At 62.5% G+C, this 18,437-nt stretch carries 7 protein-coding genes; 2 read left to right on the forward strand and 5 right to left on the reverse strand.

Features of this window, described 5'->3' with window-relative positions; translation table 11 throughout:
* Window positions 1-87: 87 nt before the first annotated feature.
* Complete coding sequence (locus APT63_11460) at window positions 88-537, reverse strand: FAD/FMN-containing dehydrogenase (GenBank protein AMA46191.1); 450 nt, start codon at window positions 535-537, stop codon at window positions 88-90.
* Between the two features lie 193 nt (window positions 538-730).
* On the opposite strand from APT63_11460, the gene APT63_11465 reads away from it, so the two are divergent.
* Window positions 731-1,738, forward strand: a complete 1,008-nt coding sequence (locus APT63_11465; protein AMA46192.1) for an AraC family transcriptional regulator — start codon at window positions 731-733, stop codon at window positions 1,736-1,738.
* Between the two features lie 63 nt (window positions 1,739-1,801).
* On the opposite strand, the gene APT63_11470 is transcribed toward APT63_11465, so the two are convergent.
* The 4 genes from APT63_11470 to APT63_11485 form a co-directional block, all read right to left on the reverse strand.
* Window positions 1,802-4,012, reverse strand: coding sequence for a glycogen-branching enzyme (locus APT63_11470; GenBank protein AMA46193.1), 2,211 nt, complete (start codon window positions 4,010-4,012; stop codon window positions 1,802-1,804).
* Window positions 4,013-7,327 carry an alpha-amylase gene (locus APT63_11475; GenBank protein ID AMA46194.1) on the reverse strand — a complete coding sequence of 1,105 codons (3,315 nt, stop codon included), beginning with the start codon at window positions 7,325-7,327 and terminating at the stop codon, window positions 4,013-4,015. It abuts the gene before it with no gap.
* A gap of 146 nt (window positions 7,328-7,473) precedes the next feature.
* The gene (locus APT63_11480; protein ID AMA46195.1) at window positions 7,474-9,492 is read right to left on the reverse strand and encodes an alpha-1,4-glucan--maltose-1-phosphate maltosyltransferase; all 2,019 of its coding nucleotides are present in this window, start codon (window positions 9,490-9,492) and stop codon (window positions 7,474-7,476) included.
* A gap of 114 nt (window positions 9,493-9,606) precedes the next feature.
* Complete coding sequence (locus APT63_11485) at window positions 9,607-9,807, reverse strand: hypothetical protein (protein ID AMA46196.1); 201 nt, start codon at window positions 9,805-9,807, stop codon at window positions 9,607-9,609.
* A gap of 291 nt (window positions 9,808-10,098) precedes the next feature.
* Here APT63_11485 and APT63_11490 point away from each other — a divergent pair, with 291 nt between their 5' ends.
* Window positions 10,099-18,351: a hypothetical protein gene (locus tag APT63_11490; GenBank protein ID AMA46197.1), complete on the forward strand. Its 8,253-nt coding sequence runs from the start codon at window positions 10,099-10,101 to the stop codon at window positions 18,349-18,351.
* Window positions 18,352-18,437 lie beyond the last annotated feature (86 nt).

Genomic DNA, 18,437 nt, shown 5'->3' on the forward strand with positions numbered 1-18,437 from the left:
AGCCCTTGAATCAGTAACATTTTATTGCTAGCCAGGGCCAGAATCGCAGGTTTCATCCCATGCGACCGACCTGTGCAACGCCCCGCTTCAGGGGGACGTCGGGCTGGCATCCAGCGCTTGCTTCAGGGCCTCAGCGTCGACATAGGTCTCTTGCGCCACCAGCGTACCGTGGTCCAGGCGCATGAGCCGCACACTGGCGTCAGGCACGGCATAACGCTCGGCGACTCGGCCCTGGCGATCGAGCATGACCCGGTAGGCGTAGCCCCGCATGGCCGGGATGGCGAACAAGGTGCTGATCACGGCCGGCATGCGCTCGATGTCGGCAACGAAGACGGCGCCGCGAGCCTCGAGATAACCCGCCGGCTGCTCGGCCAGGGCGGCCTTGACCAGCTTGGCGCCTTGCATGTCACGCGCGACCAGCAGCACACGCGTGTCCGGCGTCAGGGTGTAGGGTCGCTCGTGCTGATCGAGCAGGGTCCAGGGAGCGAGGCGCTCGCCGGGTTCCAAGGCATGGACCAGGCCCGGCAACAGGCACATCAATAGCAGTAACCGTTTCACGCGCGAGGCTCCAGAGCATCATGAGGGCCGACAGGATAACCGAACCGGCCGTGTCGGCGCGCGCGGAGGCACGCCACGGTCGCCTCCAGGCACGCCCTGCCGCAGCGTCTGGTTGTCTTTCCCCAAGCCGGCGAGCACACTCATCGGCGCCAGCCTGTCCAGGGAGCCCGCAGTGCCCACCATCCGCCAGTTCAGCAAGAAAGCCAGCACCACCAATATGGTCAGGCTCAAGCCGACCGCCGCCGACGTCACGCCCTCCTATGGCGTGGGTTTCGTGCTGTTGGAGCACTTTTCCATGGCCAGCTTCACGGTGGCCATGGATGTGCTGGTCACGGCCAACCTCCTGCGCACCGACAGCTTCCGTTTCTCACCCTTGTCGCTGGATGGCGAGCGCGTGCTGAGCGACCTGGGCCTGGAACTGATCGCAGGGGAGCTTGAGCCACGCGCCTTGCGGGATCTGGACCTGCTGATCATCTGCGGCGGCCTGCGCACGCCGTTGAAGTACCCGGAGCTGGATCGCCTGCTCGTGGACTGCGACGCCCATGGGCTGCACCTGGGCGGGCTGTGGAATGGCGCCTGGTTCCTGGGCCGTGCCGGCGTGCTGGCCGACTACGGGTGCAGTGTGCACCCCGAGCAGCGGGCCAGCCTCGCCGAGCGCAGTCCGCAGACACGGATCACCCCGGCCAGCTTCACCTTGGACCGCGACCGGCTGACCGCCGCCAGCCCCAACGGCGCCATGGAGATGATGCTCAGCCTGGTGCGTCGCCTGCACGGTGATGGGCTGGCCGAAGGCGTCGAGGAGATTTTGTCGTTTTCCGGCGCGCGCTACCGTCAGGTCGGGCCAGGGGCGAAGAAGTCCATGAGCCTGCACCTGCGCACCATCGTCGAGCTGATGGAAAACAACCTGGAGGAGACGCTCAGCCTCGATCAGTTGGCCGCCTACAGCGGGCGCTCACGTCGGCAGATCGACCGTCTGTTCCAGGCGCAACTGGGCACCTCGCCACGCCGCTACTACATGGAGCTGCGCATCACCAAGAGCCGCCGACTGTTGCAGTATTCGGACCTGTCGGTGATGGAAGTGGCAGTGGCGTGTGGGTTCGTGTCGGTGTCGCACTTCAGCAAGTGCTATGCGGCGTACTTCGGCTATCCCCCGTCGCGGGAGCAGCGCCTGGGCGAGTGACCCAGGCACCGTGCCGATCGCCTGGAAGGTAAGGCTGCAGAGCCCGACCTCCAGGGATCAACCTCAGGCGGGCTTCATGATCAACACGCCCAAGGGCGGCAATTGCAGGGTCAGCGACAACGGCTGGCCATGGGCAGGCACCGGTTCGCTGCCCACGGTGCCGAAGTTGCCGATGTTGGAGCCGGCGTACCCCTCGGCATCGCTGTTGAGCACTTCCTGCCATTGCGCGCCGAAAGGCACCCCGATACGGTAGCCCTCACGTGGCACCGGTGTGAAGTTGGCTACCACCAGAACCGGCTGCCCCTCGCTGCTCCACCGCAGCCAGGCGAACACGCTGTTGCGCGCATCGTCCCCCACCAGCCACTGGAACCCTTGAGGCTTGCCGTCCTGCTCATGCAGCGCCGGCAGTTCGCGGTACAGACGGTTGAGGTCGCTCACCAGGCTTTTCACGCCCTGATGGTCGGACTGTTGCAGCAGGTACCAGTCCAGCTGGTTGTCGTGGTTCCACTCGCGCCACTGTCCGAATTCACAGCCCATGAACAGCAGTTTCTTGCCCGGGTGCGTCCACATGTAGGTGAGGTACGCCCGCAGGTTGGCGAACTTCTGCCAGCGATCGCCCGGCATCTTGTCGATCAGCGAATGCTTGCCGTGCACCACTTCATCGTGGGAAATCGGCAGGACGAACTGCTCGGAGAACGCATAGTGCAGGCTGAAGCTCAGCTCGTTGTGATGGTAGGGCCGGTAGATCGAATCGTTCTGGATATAGTGCAGCGAATCGTGCATCCAGCCCATGTTCCACTTGTACGAGAAGCCCAGGCCACCTTCTTGCGTTGGCGCACTGACGCCTGGCCAGGCGGTGGATTCCTCGGCGATGATCAGGGCACCGGGAGCCTCGTACTCGACGACGCCATTGAGGTGACGCAGGAAGTCGATCGCCTCGAGGTTCTCGCGACCGCCGTAGCGGTTCGGCACCCACTCGCCATGCTTGCGCGAATAGTCGCGGTACAGCATCGACGCCACGGCGTCGACCCGCAGGCCGTCGATGTGGAAGTGCTTGAGCCAGTGCAGCGCCGACGCCATCATGAAGCCGCGGACCTCGTTGCGCCCCAGGTTGTAGATCAGCGTGTTCCAATCCTGGTGGTAGCCCTCGAACGGGTTGTCGTACTCATAGAGGGCCGTACCGTCGAACTGGGCCAGACCATGTTCGTCGGTAGGGAAATGCGCCGGCACCCAGTCGAGCAGCACGCCGATCTCGGCCTGGTGGCAGGCGTCGATGAAGGCTGCGAAATCTTCCGGCGAGCCGTAACGTGAGGTCGGTGCGAACATCGACAGGGGCTGGTAACCCCAGGAGCCGCCGAAGGGGTGCTCCATGATCGGCAACAGTTCGATGTGGGTGAAGCCGAGTTCCTTGACATAGGGCACCAGGCTCTCGGCCAGTTCGCGCCAGTTGTAGAATCCTGCGACATCCCCCGCTTCGTCCAGCTTGCAGCGCCAGGAGCCTGCGTGCAGCTCGTAGATGGACAGCGGCTGGTCCAGCCCGTGTCGCTGGCTGCGCTGCTCCATCCACGCCTGGTCTTGCCACTCATGCCCGAGCGGCCCTGCGACCTTGGACGATGTGCTGGGTGGCAGCTCGGTGGCGCGGGCCAAGGGGTCGGCCTTGAGCGGCAGCACACCGTTCTTGCCGAGCACTTCGAACTTGTAGGTTTCACCCACGCCCAGCCGGGGAACGAACAGCTCCCAGACGCCGGCCTCGTGGCGAAGGCGCATCGGGTGACGGCGCCCGTCCCAGCTGTTGAAGTCACCGACTACCGAAACGCGGCGGGCATTGGGCGCCCAGACCGAGAAACAGACCCCGTCCACGCCATCGACCTGGGTCGGTTGCGCACCGAAGCGGCCCGACAGATCGCGGTGGTTGCCTTCGGCGAACAGGTACATGTCCATGTCGCCCAGTTGCGGACCGAAGCTGTAGGGGTCTTCGGTCACTTGCTCGCCGCTGGCCCAGCTGATGCGCAGCTGATAGGCCTGCTCGTGTTCCAGGTGTGCGAAGAACAGCCCGGGCAACGTGGCCTGGTGCATGTCGGCCAGCACACGACCATCGTCGCGCGCGATGACCTGAGCCCTCAAGGCGTTGGGCAGAAACGCGCGGACCCAGGTACCACCCGCGCCATCACCGTGCGGCCCCAATACCGAGAACGGGTTGGCGTGCTCGGCGCGGGCCAGGGCATCGAGGTCCCGTCGCCCTAGGCCGCCGTTGTCGCGCGTACTTGCATTCATTTATGACTCTCCCCAGGTACTGATCAGTCCATGCAGGCCATGCAAGGGCACAGCCAGCCAGCTTGGCCGGTTTTCGGCTTCGTAAGTGATTTCGTAGGCCGCCTTCTCCAAGGTGAACAGGTCCAGCGCCGCACGTCTGCCTTCGTCATCGCCTTGAGTCCAGGCGTGAGGCAACTTAAGAGTGGCCTGGTCGTACGCCTCGATGAACGCGTGCCGTGATTGATGCAGGTACCGCCGGGCAATCCGCTGCCGGGCCTGCTGCGCCGCATCGGAAACATCGACGCCAGAGCTGCCGCGCAGCAGCATGGCAGCAGCATAGTCGAACGAACGCAGAACGCCGCCGACATCCTTGAACGGGCTGAGCTTGGCGCGACGCTCCTCCAGGGGCCGGGAGGGTTCGCCCTCGAAGTCGATGAGGTAGGCATCGCCCTGCCTCACCAGCACCTGCCCCAGATGCAGGTCGCCATGCACGCGGATCAGCACACCGCCTTGCGCCTGGTCGGCCAGGCCCTGGACATGCTGCAGCAGCCCTTGGCGCTGCTGTTGCAGGTCATCGACCAGGGCTTGCGCCTCGCGGTCCAGCGCACCACGGTGCTGGACGAGCAGGTCCAGTGCGTGCTCCAGCTCGGCAGTGATCTGCCGCCCCCACTGACTGCTGTCCTGTTCGGTGCTGGCCCGTGGCGCGAAGGCCTCGTCTTCCGTGGGCTGGGCCAGGTGCACGTGCATCTCGCCCAGGCGCTGGCCGAACAAGGCAGCGAAGTCCTTCAACTCGGCCAGCGCATTGGCGCGGCCTTCCTGGTCGGTGACGCCAGGCTCGAGTTCGTCACGGATCGCCCGCTCCAGCGTGTCCTGGGTCCACGCCCAGGCATCGCCCTGGTTACTCAGGTAGCCCTGGGCAATCATCAACAGGTGCGGCTGCTGTTCGTCCACCCGCTCGACCCAGGCCAGCAGGGGCGAGATATTGGCAAAGCCTGCGGCCGTCAGGTAGGCGCTCATCTCCAGTTCAGGATGGATGCCTCCGTTGACGCGGCGAATGAGCTTGAGCACGAGCTTGTCACCGACCACCACCGAACTGTTGGACTGCTCGGCCCCCAGGTAGCGCACCGAACTGTCGGCATTCAGCCCAAGGCTGGCCAGTTGCTCGGTGGATTCAAACCGCAATTCGCCCGCACTGCTGGCCAGGCGCTTGCGATCCTGACAGGCCTGCAACACGGCACGCACGAACGGTTCGAGCACGAAGGCGTCGGTGATCAGGCCGACCTGGCCTTTGCGGCGGACCCGCGACAGCGCCAGCTGCTGCGGCAGGGCCGCTTGCACCTGGTCTTCGGCCAGCAGCCCGAACGGCAGCTGGTAATGGCTGACGGTGCCATTGCTGGTGACTTCGAGTTCACTGAGCAGCACAGGCGTGGTGGCCGTCTCCAGGCGGACGCCATAACGCAGGCGAACCTGGTCGAGCGGCCCTTCTTTGCCGGCGAACCAGCGTCGCTTGGGCAGGTACTGGGGCAGGATGGTGTCCTGCAGGGCGTCTCGGGAGGGGCTGTCGAGCAATTCTTCCATGCGGGCTTTCAATACCAATGTGGTCAATTCGGGTAACCCCTCGGCAGGTTCGACATGCCAGTGCGGCATGCGTTCACGGGGCGCCAACAGGAACCAGTAGAACCCGTAAGGCGCCAAGGTCAGCAGGAACGGCAGTTGGCCGATCGGTGGGAAGGCGCTGCCGCCAAGCATCTCTACCGGCACCCGTTCGGCATAGGCCGAAAGGTCCAGTTCGGCGGCTTGCGCTGCGCGTGAGACGTTGGCGACGCAGAGAATGGTCTCGCTGTTGCCCTGCGCATCGGTGTACTCACGCAGATAAGCCAGGATGCGTCGGTTGCTGGGCGACAGCAGCGTCATGGTGCCGCGGCCGAAGGCCTTTTGCTGGGCTCGCACCGCCAGCAACCGACGGTTCCAGTTGAGCAACGAATGCGTGTCGTGAGACTGGGCTTCGACGTTGATGGTCTGGTAGCCGTACAACGGGTCCATGACCGGCGGCAGCACCAGGCGCTGCGGCTCGGCGCGCGAGAACCCCCCATTGCGGTCGGACGACCATTGCATGGGCGTACGCACCCCATCGCGGTCACCCAGATAGATGTTGTCGCCCATGCCCAGCTCGTCACCGTAATACAACGTCGGCGTGCCTGGCATGGACAGCAGCAGGCTGGTCAGCAGCTCGATGCGGCGGCGGTCACGCTGCAGCAACGGCGCCAGGCGCCGACGGATGCCCAGGTTGATGCGTGCGCGGCGGTCTTCGGCGTAATGATTCCACAGGTAGTCCCGCTCACGGTCGGTGACCATCTCCAGCGTCAGCTCATCGTGGTTGCGCAGGAAGATCGACCATTGGCAGTTGGCCGGAATGGGCGGCGTCTGGCGCAGGATGTCGGTGATCGGGAAACGGTCTTCCATGGCCAGAGCCATGTACATGCGCGGCATCAGCGGGAAGTGGAACGCCATGTGGCATTCGTCGCCATCGCCTTCACCGAAGTACGGACGTGTGTCTTCCGGCCACTGGTTGGCCTCGGCCAGCAGCATGCGGTCGGGGTAATGGGCATCGATCTCGGCACGGATCGCCTTGAGCACCGTATGGGTTTCGGGCAGGTTCTCGTTGTTGGTCCCGTCACGCTCGATCAGGTACGGGATGGCGTCCAAGCGCAATCCATCGACCCCCAGGTCGAGCCAGAAGCGCATCACCCCCAGGACCGCCTTGAGCACCTGAGGGTTGTCGAAGTTGAGGTCCGGCTGGTGGGAGTAGAAGCGATGCCAGAAGTATTGCTTCGCCACCGGGTCCCAGGTCCAGTTGGAGTGCTCGGTGTCGAGAAAGATGATCCGCGTACCGTCGTACTTCTGGTCGGTGTCCGACCAGACGTAGAAGTCACGTGCCTTGCTGCCAGGCTTGGCATGGCGCGCGCGTTGGAACCAGGGGTGCTGGTCGGAGGTGTGGTTGATCACCAGTTCGGTGATGACCCGCAGCCCGCGCTTGTGTGCTTCGGCGATGAAGCGCTTGGCGTCGGCCATGGTGCCGTAGTCAGGGTGCACGGCCTTGTATTCGGAGATGTCGTAGCCGTCATCGCGCCGTGGCGACGGGTAGAACGGCAACAACCACAAGGTGTTCACGCCCAGCTCAGCGATGTAGTCGAGCTTGCCGATCAGGCCGGCGAAGTCGCCGACGCCGTCGTTGTTGGCGTCGAAGAACGACTTCACGTGAAGCTGGTAGATCACCGCGTCCTTGTACCACAACGGGTCATCGATGAAGGCTGCCGGGCGAGAACGCTTGGCCATGTGCGACTCCTTTCAGTTCCAGGCGGGCCTCCACGACGGCCCTGTCTCTCGTCCGGTTCGCGGCCCCTGTGGGAACAGGTTTGCCCACGAAACAGACGACGCAAGACCCGGCATCACCCGTGACGGTGACCCGGGGGCGTCAGCGCTTACGAGGCCTTTTCGATGCGCCAGATCCCGAACGGCTGATACGCCGGGTCGATGCGCATCCACTGCGTCTTGCCGTACCAGGTCCAGCGATGGCCGTTCATCAGGTCCTCGCCATGGGTCTGGGCGTCGTCATCCAGCCCCAGCTCCCACAAGGGCAGCTCGAAATGCGCTTCCTGGACGTTGTGCGGGTCCAGGCTGATGGCGATGAGGATGAAGTTGTCCCGCTCCGGCGTGCGCTTGGCAAAATACAGGATGTTGTCGTTCCAGCAGTTGAAGAATGCCACGCCCAGGTGTGTCTGCAGGGCACGGTTCTGACGACGGATCCGGTTGAGCTGGGCGATCTCGGCGATGATGTTGCCCGGCTGGGTGTAGTCGCGCGGGCGGATCTCGTACTTCTCCGAGTCCAGGTATTCTTCCTTGCCTGGCAGCGCCGCGCCTTCGCACAGCTCGAACCCGGAGTACATGCCCCACAGGCCCGACCCCATGGTCGCCAGCGCAGCCCGGATCAGGAAGCCCGCACGCCCCGAGTGCTGCAGGAAGAACGGGTTGATGTCCGGCGTGTTGACGAAGAAGTTGGGCCGGTAGCAGTCGCGCCACGGGGCCTCGTTGAGCTCCTCGAAGTAGGTGGTCAGTTCCTTCTTGGTGTTGCGCCAGGTGAAGTAGGTGTAGCTCTGGGCATAACCGACCTTGCCCAGGCGCGCCATCATCGCAGGCTTGGTGAAGGCTTCGGCGAGGAACAGCACGTCCGGGTACTGGCTGCGCACATTGGCGATCAGCCATTGCCAGAACGGCAGCGGCTTGGTGTGCGGGTTGTCGACGCGGAAGGTCTTGACCCCCTCCTCGACCCAGCCGATCACTACGTCGCGCAGAGCCAGCCACAGCGACGGGACGGCATCGGCGGCGTAGAAGTCGACATTGACGATGTCCTGGTATTTCTTCGGCGGGTTCTCGGCGTAGCGGATAGTGCCGTCCGGGCGCCAGCTGAACCAACCGGGATGCTCGGTCAGCCACGGGTGGTCCTGGGAGCATTGGATGGCGAAGTCGAGGGCGATTTCCAGGCCATGCTCGGCCGCGGCAGCGACCAGGCGCCGGAAGTCCTCGCGCGAGCCTAGCTGTGGGTGAATCGCGTCATGGCCACCGTCGGCACTGCCGATGGCGTACGGGCTGCCCGGATCGTCCGGGCCGGCATGCAGCGAGTTGTTCGGACCTTTACGGTGCTGACGCCCGATCGGATGTATGGGCGGGAAGTACAGCACGTCGAAGCCCATGTCACGGATCATCGGCAGGCGCGAGTGCACGTCGTTGAAGGTGCCGTGGCGCGCCTTGTCGTCGGTGATCGAGCGTGGGAAGAGCTCGTACCAGCTGGCGAACAACGCCGCCTCGCGGTCCACGTCGACGGCGAATTCGATACTGCGGGTCAGGTAGGTGCGGTGTTCGGCCTGGTGCATGAGGCGAGCGGTGTCCGGGGACAGCAACGTCGTCACCTGATCATCGATCGATTGATGGGCCAGCCCCTGCTGCAAGGTGTCCAGCTGCTCGCGCAGTGCGCCTTCGGTGCGTTCGATGCCCTTGCCCAGCAGCAGACGCCCTTCTTCGAGCTCCAGCTTGACCTCGACGCCGGCATTGAACTTCTTGCCCAGGTCGTAGCAGAACGTGGCATACGGGTCGATCCACGTCTCGATGCTGTAGAGGTGCGGCCCCAACTCGCCGGGCGTGAACTGCGCCAGCCACAGGTCGTTGCCGGCCGACTCCATGGGCACGCAGTGCCAGACCCGACTGTTGGCCTGACGCCAGTTGAGCATCACGGCCAACTGATCGTGACCGTCACAGTAGACCTTGGCCGACACGTCGACCGGCTGGCCGCGCACGGCCTTGGTGGCGAAGGTACCGCCATCGAGGGACGGCTGGACGTCCTCGATCACGATCCGCGGGGCCAGCAGCGCCTGGGACAGGCTGACGGCCTGGTCCGGGTGATCATTCGCCATGGGCACGCTCTCAAAGGGCTCATTACGTGACATCGAACCTTGCTCCGTTTAGCTTGGACGGTAAGGGTTCAGAGCAGCACCTGGGGATGGGGTTCAATAAAAAACGGAGCGTTTGACCACCGGCGCGTGTCTGAACAGACGCACCCTTCAATCAGCTGTTTGCGAGGCGCGATCATGAACATCCCTACTCCACCGGAAACCCCTGATCCGAACATCGACGACCCTACGCTCCCCCCACCCGAACCTGAGCGTGAGCCCGACGACCTGCCGACTCAGCCGACCGTTCCGCCCACCGTGGGTGACCCTCCCAGCCAAGAGCCCCCCGTGCAAGCGCGCGACTAGGTTCATGTGAAAGCCTGGAGGTGCTGGGTACGCTCCTGAGCCCATGAGCGACCCAAGCCCTCCCAGGCCGACTTTTCTTCTTGTTCGTCACCGCCGCCGAGTTGTTTCGTCATACGCGCAAAGCCATGGCAGCCCGGCGACGACGGTCCCCTGCCCGCCCCCATCGAACCCCATCCACCTGGCAATTCTGCCAGATGCGGTCCAGTGCACCACGCGTTAAGTTCATGCCAACCGGTCGCCGTGGCTCTCAGTGGACACAGCCAGTCGTGCGCCCCTCCCTTGACCAGAGGATCGACCATGACCGAGAACACCACGGTGCCGCATGACGCGCTGCCAACCAGCCAGAAGGATAGCGCGGCCTACATGAGCCTGTTCCCGGATGCCAGCACGCGCTGTGCTCCCGGCGCACTGCAGGCCAACACTAGCCATGCCGCCTACCTGGTGTACCTCAAGGGGCTGATAGAAACCTTGGAAGTCCGCGCCGACGTGGCAAGCCCCATCACCCTGCGCACACGGCGGCCTGATCTGCTACGCCTCGAACTGGACGACCATAACGCGAAGAAGGCCATACCGAACCTGCGCTTGGTCTTGGGCCTGCTCGAAAGCCGGGCGCGCGAAGCCGTGCCGGAGGGGCAAACCCTGCAACAGGCGGTGACCAGCACGGTATACAAGGGCAGCCTTCCCTTCGACACGGCCTGGGAGGCATTCAAAGCCGCTCTGATGTTCAAGCAGCTGCCACTGCTGGATGTGCTTCGCGCGTCCGACGTGCACCACCCCTCGTTCGTCCTCGATTACCTGACCCACGCGGACCAGCGTGCGGCCATCGCCCTGAGCAGCGGCTTTGCCCCGCAGCTGCGAACACTGTTGCTGGCCAATCAATCGGCCGATTCGTCCTTGAGCGGCCTGACCACCACCCAGGCGGTGAGCAAGGCGCTGGGGCTGACGCGCAAGGAACTGCGTCGTTTATTGGCCGTCAGTGCCGTCGGCGACAGTGCAACCTCCGTGGTGCTCAGCCGCCATGTGTCGGCCGCCGATTACTATTCGGGATCCAGCGAACTGTACGGCGCGCAATACCTCAACGACTTCAAGACGCCGTTGTACCTCACCCAGCCCGACGCGAACGTCACGACCGTAGACATCAGCGGCATCACCGACGAGCACCTGGGACGGCTGCAGCGCATCGTGCTGATCCAGCGGGCCTTGGCGCTTGAGCCCGAAGAGGCCGATCTGCTGCTGGCGGAGGCGCTTTGGGCAGAACACGAAGGCGATGAACACCCCATTACCGCAGCCACGCTACGGGCCCTTGGCCTGTTCCGTCATTTGCAACTCAACCACGGTGTCGGTGCCCACCAGTACGCAGCCTTCCTGTCGGAAATATCGGTCTACGGCACCCATCGACACCGGCCGTTCTACGACCAGCTGTTCGCCCCGGCCAGCACCGAGGAGCCGTCGGGCCAGGGTTCGGTATTGCAGCTCGACGGCGGCGAGTTCGACCCCAAGGCCAGCGACGGGCCCGATGCCTTGACCGTCAAGCAGTTGTGCCTGGCCTTCAAGGTGGATGAAACCGTGCTGCGGGCGGCCTTGGAATGGGTCGTCGACGCACAGGGCCTCAGCCGCCCCGCACGGTCCCTCGAAGTGGTGTCGGCATGCTACAGGCTGACGGCCCTGCCACGCCTGTTCGGCGTCAAACCCAAGGAAGGGATGCTGCTGCTGGCACTGCTGAATCAGCACGATTCGACTTACAAGACGCAGTTGGCAGGCATTCCTACCCTTGGCGGTGACCAAGCGCAGGCAGACATCGTGGACGTGATCGTTGGCGTGATGGATACGATGCGCTGGTTCAAGTCACAGCACTGGGGCGCCGACCAGCTCTACCTGATGCTGCAGTCAGAGGTCTCGGTGTTTCGCCCGCATTGGGAAAGCGTCTGCCTGGACGTACAGCTCGATGCCGACCTGGAACAACTACAGGGTTGCATCCAAACCGCGCTGCAGCTCGACGACCTGGCAAAAGTGGCGCCGCTGTTGAAATGGGCGGGGCTGGACAATCAGTCTTTCTATGACAACCTGCGTGCCATCCAGCGCAAACGTGCAGATGAACAACTGGCGCCACAGGCTTGTTTCTCTGATCAGGATATCAATGATTGGGCGCGGCTGGACCGCTACAGCACGTTCGTCAAATCAGTGGAACTGAGCACCGGCATGCTCAAGCAGCTGGTCGACGATCCCGCATGGTTCGACCTGTTGGCGGACTCGCAAGCCGGCCTGCGCGATCTCGACCTGTCGACGGTCTACCTGCTGGGCCGTTACAAAGCGTTGCTGGCAAAGCTGCCTGCAGACAAGAACGAAAGCGACGTCATTCAGTACCTGGCGGACGCGAACACGACCGAGGACGGCACTCCACCCGCTGACAAAGCCGCCACTGCATGGACCGTGCTGGAATCGCTGCTGGGCGAGCCCAAAGCCAGCCTCGCCCAACTGACCGCCCTGGCGCCTCCGACCACCTTGGGGCAAATCGACCGCCTGCTCAGGCTGTTGGAATTGGCACAGCAACATAGCCTCTCGGTGACTGCGCTGGTCGAGATCGGCCAATTACCTGCGGCCACGGCTGCGGTTTCGTTCGAACAGGTGTCTACCGCACTGCGCCAGAGCTGCACGGCCACACAGCGCAAGCGATTGGACGAGCAGCTGAGCGTGGCGTGGCGCGATGCGCTGGTGAACTTCATGCTCGCTGAATGGGCGCCTGGCGATGCACAGCGCAGCGGGGTCACCAGCGTGCAGGCGCTGACCGATTACTTGTTGATCGACGTGAAGGTGTCCTATGAGCCGCGCACCACCCGGATGGTTTCCGCGATCGCCAGCCTGCAGCGCTACCTGCACCAGGTGTACTCGCGCCAGGAGAACGGCTACCGCCACACCTTGCTGCAAGAGGCAGAACGGGAGGAGTGGAACGAGTTCGCCAGCCGTTACGAGCATTGGAAGCTGCGCCAGCAGGTGCGCAACGAGCCTCAGAACTTCATCGACCCCACCCGCCGCACCCGCAAGACGAGCGTGTTCACGGAGCTCGAAAACCTGCTCGCGCAAGGCAAATGCCAGCCGCAGGACATCCAGACGGCTATGGTGGGTTACTTGAGCACGTTTGAGAAGCTCAGCAACATCCAACCCATTTCGGCCTACGCCGACGGCACCTCGCCGCTGCAGGACACCTACCACTTCATCGGCAAGACCAACGTTGAACCCATCGAGTACTACTGGCGCACGCTGGACCTGCGACAGCGCGATCAAGACGGGGCTCCGAGCATGCTCGCCTGGGGGGAATGGGAAAAGATCACGCTCGGGCTTTCCGGCGTCCTCGCACGCACGCAACTGTCGACGACGTCGCCCTTGCAATACATTGCAGGCAATCCGCAAACCGATGCCGAAACGGCCGCCGAGCAGACCAAAAGGGAAGCCGCCGAAGCATTGAAAGCGACTGAAGACACACTGCTCGCGCAAGACGAACGGACCCACATCGAGTTGGTTCGCCCCGTCATCATCGCCGGTCGGCGCTATGTCGTCTGGGCGGAGTGGGAGACGACCGCCATCGCTTTGGGAGCCAACAACCGAGCCAGTGAGTATTACCCATTGCGGGTGTGTTTCAGCTTCCAGCAAACCGATGGCGCCTGGAGCGCGCCCAATGAACTGCTGCGGCTAGATGGCCATGATGAGAATGGCCAGTTCGACACCAGCGCCACGTTGAAAAGCCCGGTCGGCGGTTCGACCTCGAGCAACGCATTCTTGAAAACCAAGGCGTATCAGCCAGGGTTGGCGGTGATGCTCAACAACATGGGCGATCGGGTCAACGATCCTTGGTTGACGGTCCTGTTGTTCGACAGTGCTAAGGCCGACATACCGTCGATTGAGGACGTCCCTGACTGGAAGAACAAACACGCTTATTTCATCGTCAGCAAAGATCTGCTACTGCTGGAACACAAAACGCTGGACGCCGTGTCCACGGCCAAGAAGCCTATCGAATCGCGCTTGGTGTCCAATTGGTTGCGGTTTTTCCGCGACCCCCGTGTGGTGCAGCACCCGTATGTCGGTGCGTTGATGACGTTGGAAGCGACGGAGACAACGCATATCGAATGGAAAGGGCTCACTGAAACTCAAGCCAAAGACTATGCCATACGAACGACGCCTGCTTTTAGTTTCAAGACGCTGGTGAATGCAGGTCAGTCCGATGTCAAGATCTGGTTGAATTCTAATCTTGAAATTGAACGCATCAAGCAGTACTACATCATAGAGCGTCCTATGCACGGCCCAGTGGCCACATGCAGCGTAGAGCAAATAAAGCGCATCAACAAAACAGGCCCTATAATTACTAAAGATTACGATGTTGTTTTCAATATTATATTTCTTGGCTCACATCTGCAGGACGTTGAGTCAATTCAATTGCCATCCCAACCTAGCATTTCCATCAACAATCCCAGCAAAGGAGAAACTTTAAAATACATCGCAACTCGCTTTGTCGAAATTTATAACGGCTCCGCGTATTCCCTCCCCGAAGTTGCGGTACCGGAGATCGTCAGGAACAAGCTGCTCAAACTTGGATGCTTTTATGCGCACACAAGAAATACCCGTGAAACATTGACACTACCCCTACGCCCTCATTTTCACATGAACGACGTGTCCGTCTCACTTTCCATTGAAACCGCCGATACAAACAGCCCGACGTGGACGTTGTCCACCTCGGAACAGGCGCTGCTGAACGACTTCAAACTGGCAAAAATCAAAGCGTTCGCTACCGATTCGCCCGCTGAATTCAGTAAATTCAAAAAAGACCTTCTGAAGAATCGCTCCATTACTGAAACAGCGCTCAACTCACTCCTCGATCTCCCCGCCCCTCAAAACGCAACCGGGGCATTCGCGATCGAAGATGCGGTCAACAAAGCTGGCACGTTGAACCGCGCGGATGCCATCAACGCCCTTATCGCCCAAGAAGTCGAGGCCTTGAAAAGCAGTGGTGCCGCCCTGCCTGAAGAGATTTCGCTGGAATCGGCGGTCCGTCTACGCCACTTGCACCCCGCTGCCTGCAGAAAGATCCTGCTCTATATCGACCCCGCCCACACCATGCAGTATGAAAGCACCCTGTCCGTCAAAGGCGACGGGCGTGTGCTGTTTCGCTGCCCACTGCCCAAGGACCTGCCCAACTACACCTTCAAAGCCACGGTGCATGACACAGACAACAACGAACTTGGCTCGGCCTCTCAGGCGTTCGAATGGAAGGAGCAACCGGACGACGTGGTACCCAGCGTGCATATCAGGCGCAACCTGGCGCAGGCACTCTACATCGATTTTGCCGAGGCCAACCGCAAGCTGGCCGCTCCCTCAGTGCCGCACATACGCTTGAATACGCTGTTCGGCAAGCAACTGGTAGCGCTGGCCACCCAGTCGGTGGAGCGGGCGCTGTCGTGGGAGGCGCAGTGCCTGCCCGAGCCTGCGCTGGCCTCGACGGACGAACACAGCACCGTCGACTTTCGCAGTGCCAACGGCATGTATTTCTGGGAGCTGTTCTTCCACGTGCCCTTCCTGGTGGCGTGGCAATTGCGGCAGAACCGCGAGTACCGCGCGGCCTGGCGCTGGTGCACGCGCCATCTGTTCGACCCCTACCGCACCTGGGTCCCGGAGGGCAACCATGCACCCCTGTACTGGATGAGCCAACCGCTCAATGCAGCCACAGGGTTCGACGCCAGCCCCGCAGAGAACGACCCCGACCTGCTGGCCTATGCGACCCCCGAGCGGTACCGCAAAGCGCTGCACCTGTTCGTGGCCGAAAGCTGGCAGCGCCAGGGTGACGACCTTTACCGCCAGTTGACCCGCGACACACTGATCGAAGCCGCCCTCTGCTACGACAATGCCCTGCGCCTAATCGGTCCGCTGCCCGAACATTTCTCCAGCGCACCGGTGAAGGCGTCGACGCTCGCCGATGCCCGTCCCAAGGATTTCGTCCCTCCGCTCAACGACAAGCTCGTGGCGCTGCGTGACCTGCTGCGCAATCGGCTGTTCAACCTCCGGCACGGCCTCACCCTGGATGGCAAACCCGCGCCGGTGCTGCTCGAAACCCAGACCTACAACCCAGCGGGGCTGGGTTACGGCGGCCATGGGCTGGCACAGGGCGGTGGCCTCAAGATAGCGCGGCCGGTACCGCCCTGCCGTTACAGCGAGGTGCGCAAGAGCGCTGACGCCGCCGTGCTCCAGTTGATCGAGCTTGGGCAAACACTGATGCGCTTCTATGAGGCCGAAGGTCAGCAAAAGCTGGCCCTGGTGAGCAAGGCCAATGTCGTCAAACTGCTGGACTTCCCATGCCGCCTGCAGGAGCAGGCGCTTGAAGCGGCCAAGCGTGGTCGGGACACCTTGCTGGCCAGCAAGCGCATGATCCAGCATCGCCTGGGGTATTACCAAGGCTTGGTGGATGAAGGCGTCACCGACCTGGAGCATGCATCGCAAGCCATGGCCTACACCTCACAAGTGGCCAAGGGTATTTCAGTCGTGTATGTCGCTTCAAGCGGCATCCTGGAGGCCACCGTACCTACCATCTATGGCATGGCATTCGGCGGCAACCGACCCGGTAAAGGTGTGGCTACGAACGCCACCTTGCTCGATATCGCCAGCGAACTGGCTCTCATGGCCAAAGACGAACTGCGCCTGCAGGCCGACTACCAGCTGCGCGCCCAGCAATGGCAGTTCGAGGCCGACCAGGCGAACCTGGAGGTGCAGGTCGTCGACGGCCAGCTACTCGAGCAGGACATTCACATGCGTGCTGCAAAAATCGCCGTGGCTGAGGCCCGCGCCATGCAAGCGGCGCATCAGGCCGAGTACCAAGTCATCACCTCGGTCTTCGCCAGCCATCCGACCTACCTGTGGTTGATCGGTCGTTTGTCGGATATCTACAGCACGGCCTATGACGCCACTCTGTCGTTGTGCCTGATGGCCGAAGCCAGCTTGCAGTACGAACTGGGCGACTTCCGCACGACGTGGATACGCACCGACGGCTGGCTCGACAACTGGCGCGGCATGCTTGCCGGGGAGGCTCTGGAGCGTGACCTGATCCAGATGGACGTCGCCGCGATCAGCAACAACGAACGCACGTTGGACATCCGCCTGGACCTGTCGCTGTGCAAGTGCATGGGCTGGAACGCCGCCGCGTTACAAAAGCGCATCAAGGATGGCGAAGTTCCGTTCGACCTGACTGCCCGGCATTTCGACGAACAATACCCCGGGCATTACCTGCGCCGCGTCGAACGCATCGTCCTGACGTTCAAAGCAGGTGACAAAACCCTTTCTGGATCGGTTGCCGCGATGCTCACCCAAACGCGCAACCTGGTGTTGCTCAGCAACGACAGTGCCGGCGCCCAGCGCCTGTATCTGGCGAGCGAAGGCAGTGAAGACAACCTGTTGCGCGATCTGCGTCCCAATCAGCAAGCGGCCGTTTGGTACACCAAAGAACTGAGCCGAAACTTCGATTTGCAACCGGGCCCCAAGGACGACACCCGTTACCAACCCTTTGAGGGCACTGGGGCCATCTCCAGCTGGGTTCTGTCATTCCCTGGTGGCGCACAGGCCAATGCCGTCCTGTTCAAGGGTGATGAGTGCCTTGTGACCGATATCGTGATCCAGATGGCCTATAGCGCCATGGATGGCGGTGAAGCGTTCAGCGCGCAGGTCAAGGGCATCATGGACTCGGATAGCTCGAACTCGCCTGCAGGGAGCGAACCGCAGGGGCAACATGGCAATGATGCTGACGCCAAGGGCAGGGCCGAAGCGCAGGCTGCTGCCGAAGCCAAGCGTAAAGCCGAAGCAGAGGCTGCCGCCGAGGCCAAGCGCAAGGCCGAAGCAGAGGCTGCCGCCGAGGCCAAGCGCAAAGCCGAAGCAGAGGCTGCCGCCGAGGCCAAGCGCAAGGCCGAAGCAGAGGCTGCCGCCGAGGCCAAGCGCAAGGCCGAAGCGGAGAAAAATGCAACGGCACAGAAGCGCAAGGCGATCTCGACCGCTGCGGTCAATAAGGCTCGCCAGGCAGAAAAGCAAGCCCTTGAGGCGCTCGCCAGGGCCGAGCAAGATGCCGGCCGTTCCGTTTTCAAAGAGAGTCATGTGGCCATTGAAGCCCAAAAAGCCCTCGACGCGATCGCTAGAGCTCGTGCAGCTGGCGCACAAGCGACTGCGGCTCGAAAACGCGCCGAACAGGCTGATACAGCGGGCCAGGCCGACAGAACAGTCGTGGCGTGCGATGAAACCGTACAGGCCGCAAAAGACGTCGCCACGGCTGCGCAAGAGATCGCCGATGCGCTCGATAGCGCCGAGCGTGCTAAATCGCCTGCTGCCATCTATGCCTTGGCAAAAAAGTTCATGGGCCAGCAAGTTCGAGTGGAGAAAAAAGATGGCACCGTCGAGGTCGGCACGCTTTCAAGTTATGGATCCATAGGAAACCTGTGGGTCTCGGTATCCCGCCACCTCTCGGGTTCTAACACTTCGGTGACAACGATCTACATGGAGCATTTGGCCAACATAACCAAAGCCTAGGCGCTGTATGACGAGTTGTAGTATCGCAGGTGAATAAAGCGCTGCACGATAGGGATTTTGCATGTCCGATCCGGGTGCGGACGTGC

It is taken from the genome of Pseudomonas monteilii (assembly GCA_001534745.1).
GTDB classification, from domain to species: Bacteria; Pseudomonadota; Gammaproteobacteria; order Pseudomonadales; family Pseudomonadaceae; genus Aquipseudomonas; species Aquipseudomonas alabamensis.

Excerpts from the sequence above, each read along its gene's own strand:
- APT63_11460 (AMA46191.1), bottom strand. The coding sequence starts at position 537 with ATGTGCCTGTTGCCGGGCCTGGTCCATGCCTTGGAACCCGGCGAGCGC.
- APT63_11470 (AMA46193.1), bottom strand. The coding sequence starts at position 4,012 with ATGAATGCAAGTACGCGCGACAACGGCGGCCTAGGGCGACGGGACCTC.
- APT63_11475 (AMA46194.1), bottom strand. The coding sequence starts at position 7,327 with ATGGCCAAGCGTTCTCGCCCGGCAGCCTTCATCGATGACCCGTTGTGG.
- APT63_11480 (AMA46195.1), bottom strand. The coding sequence starts at position 9,492 with ATGTCACGTAATGAGCCCTTTGAGAGCGTGCCCATGGCGAATGATCAC.
- APT63_11485 (AMA46196.1), bottom strand. The coding sequence starts at position 9,807 with ATGAACCTAGTCGCGCGCTTGCACGGGGGGCTCTTGGCTGGGAGGGTC.
- APT63_11490 (AMA46197.1), top strand. The coding sequence starts at position 10,099 with ATGACCGAGAACACCACGGTGCCGCATGACGCGCTGCCAACCAGCCAG.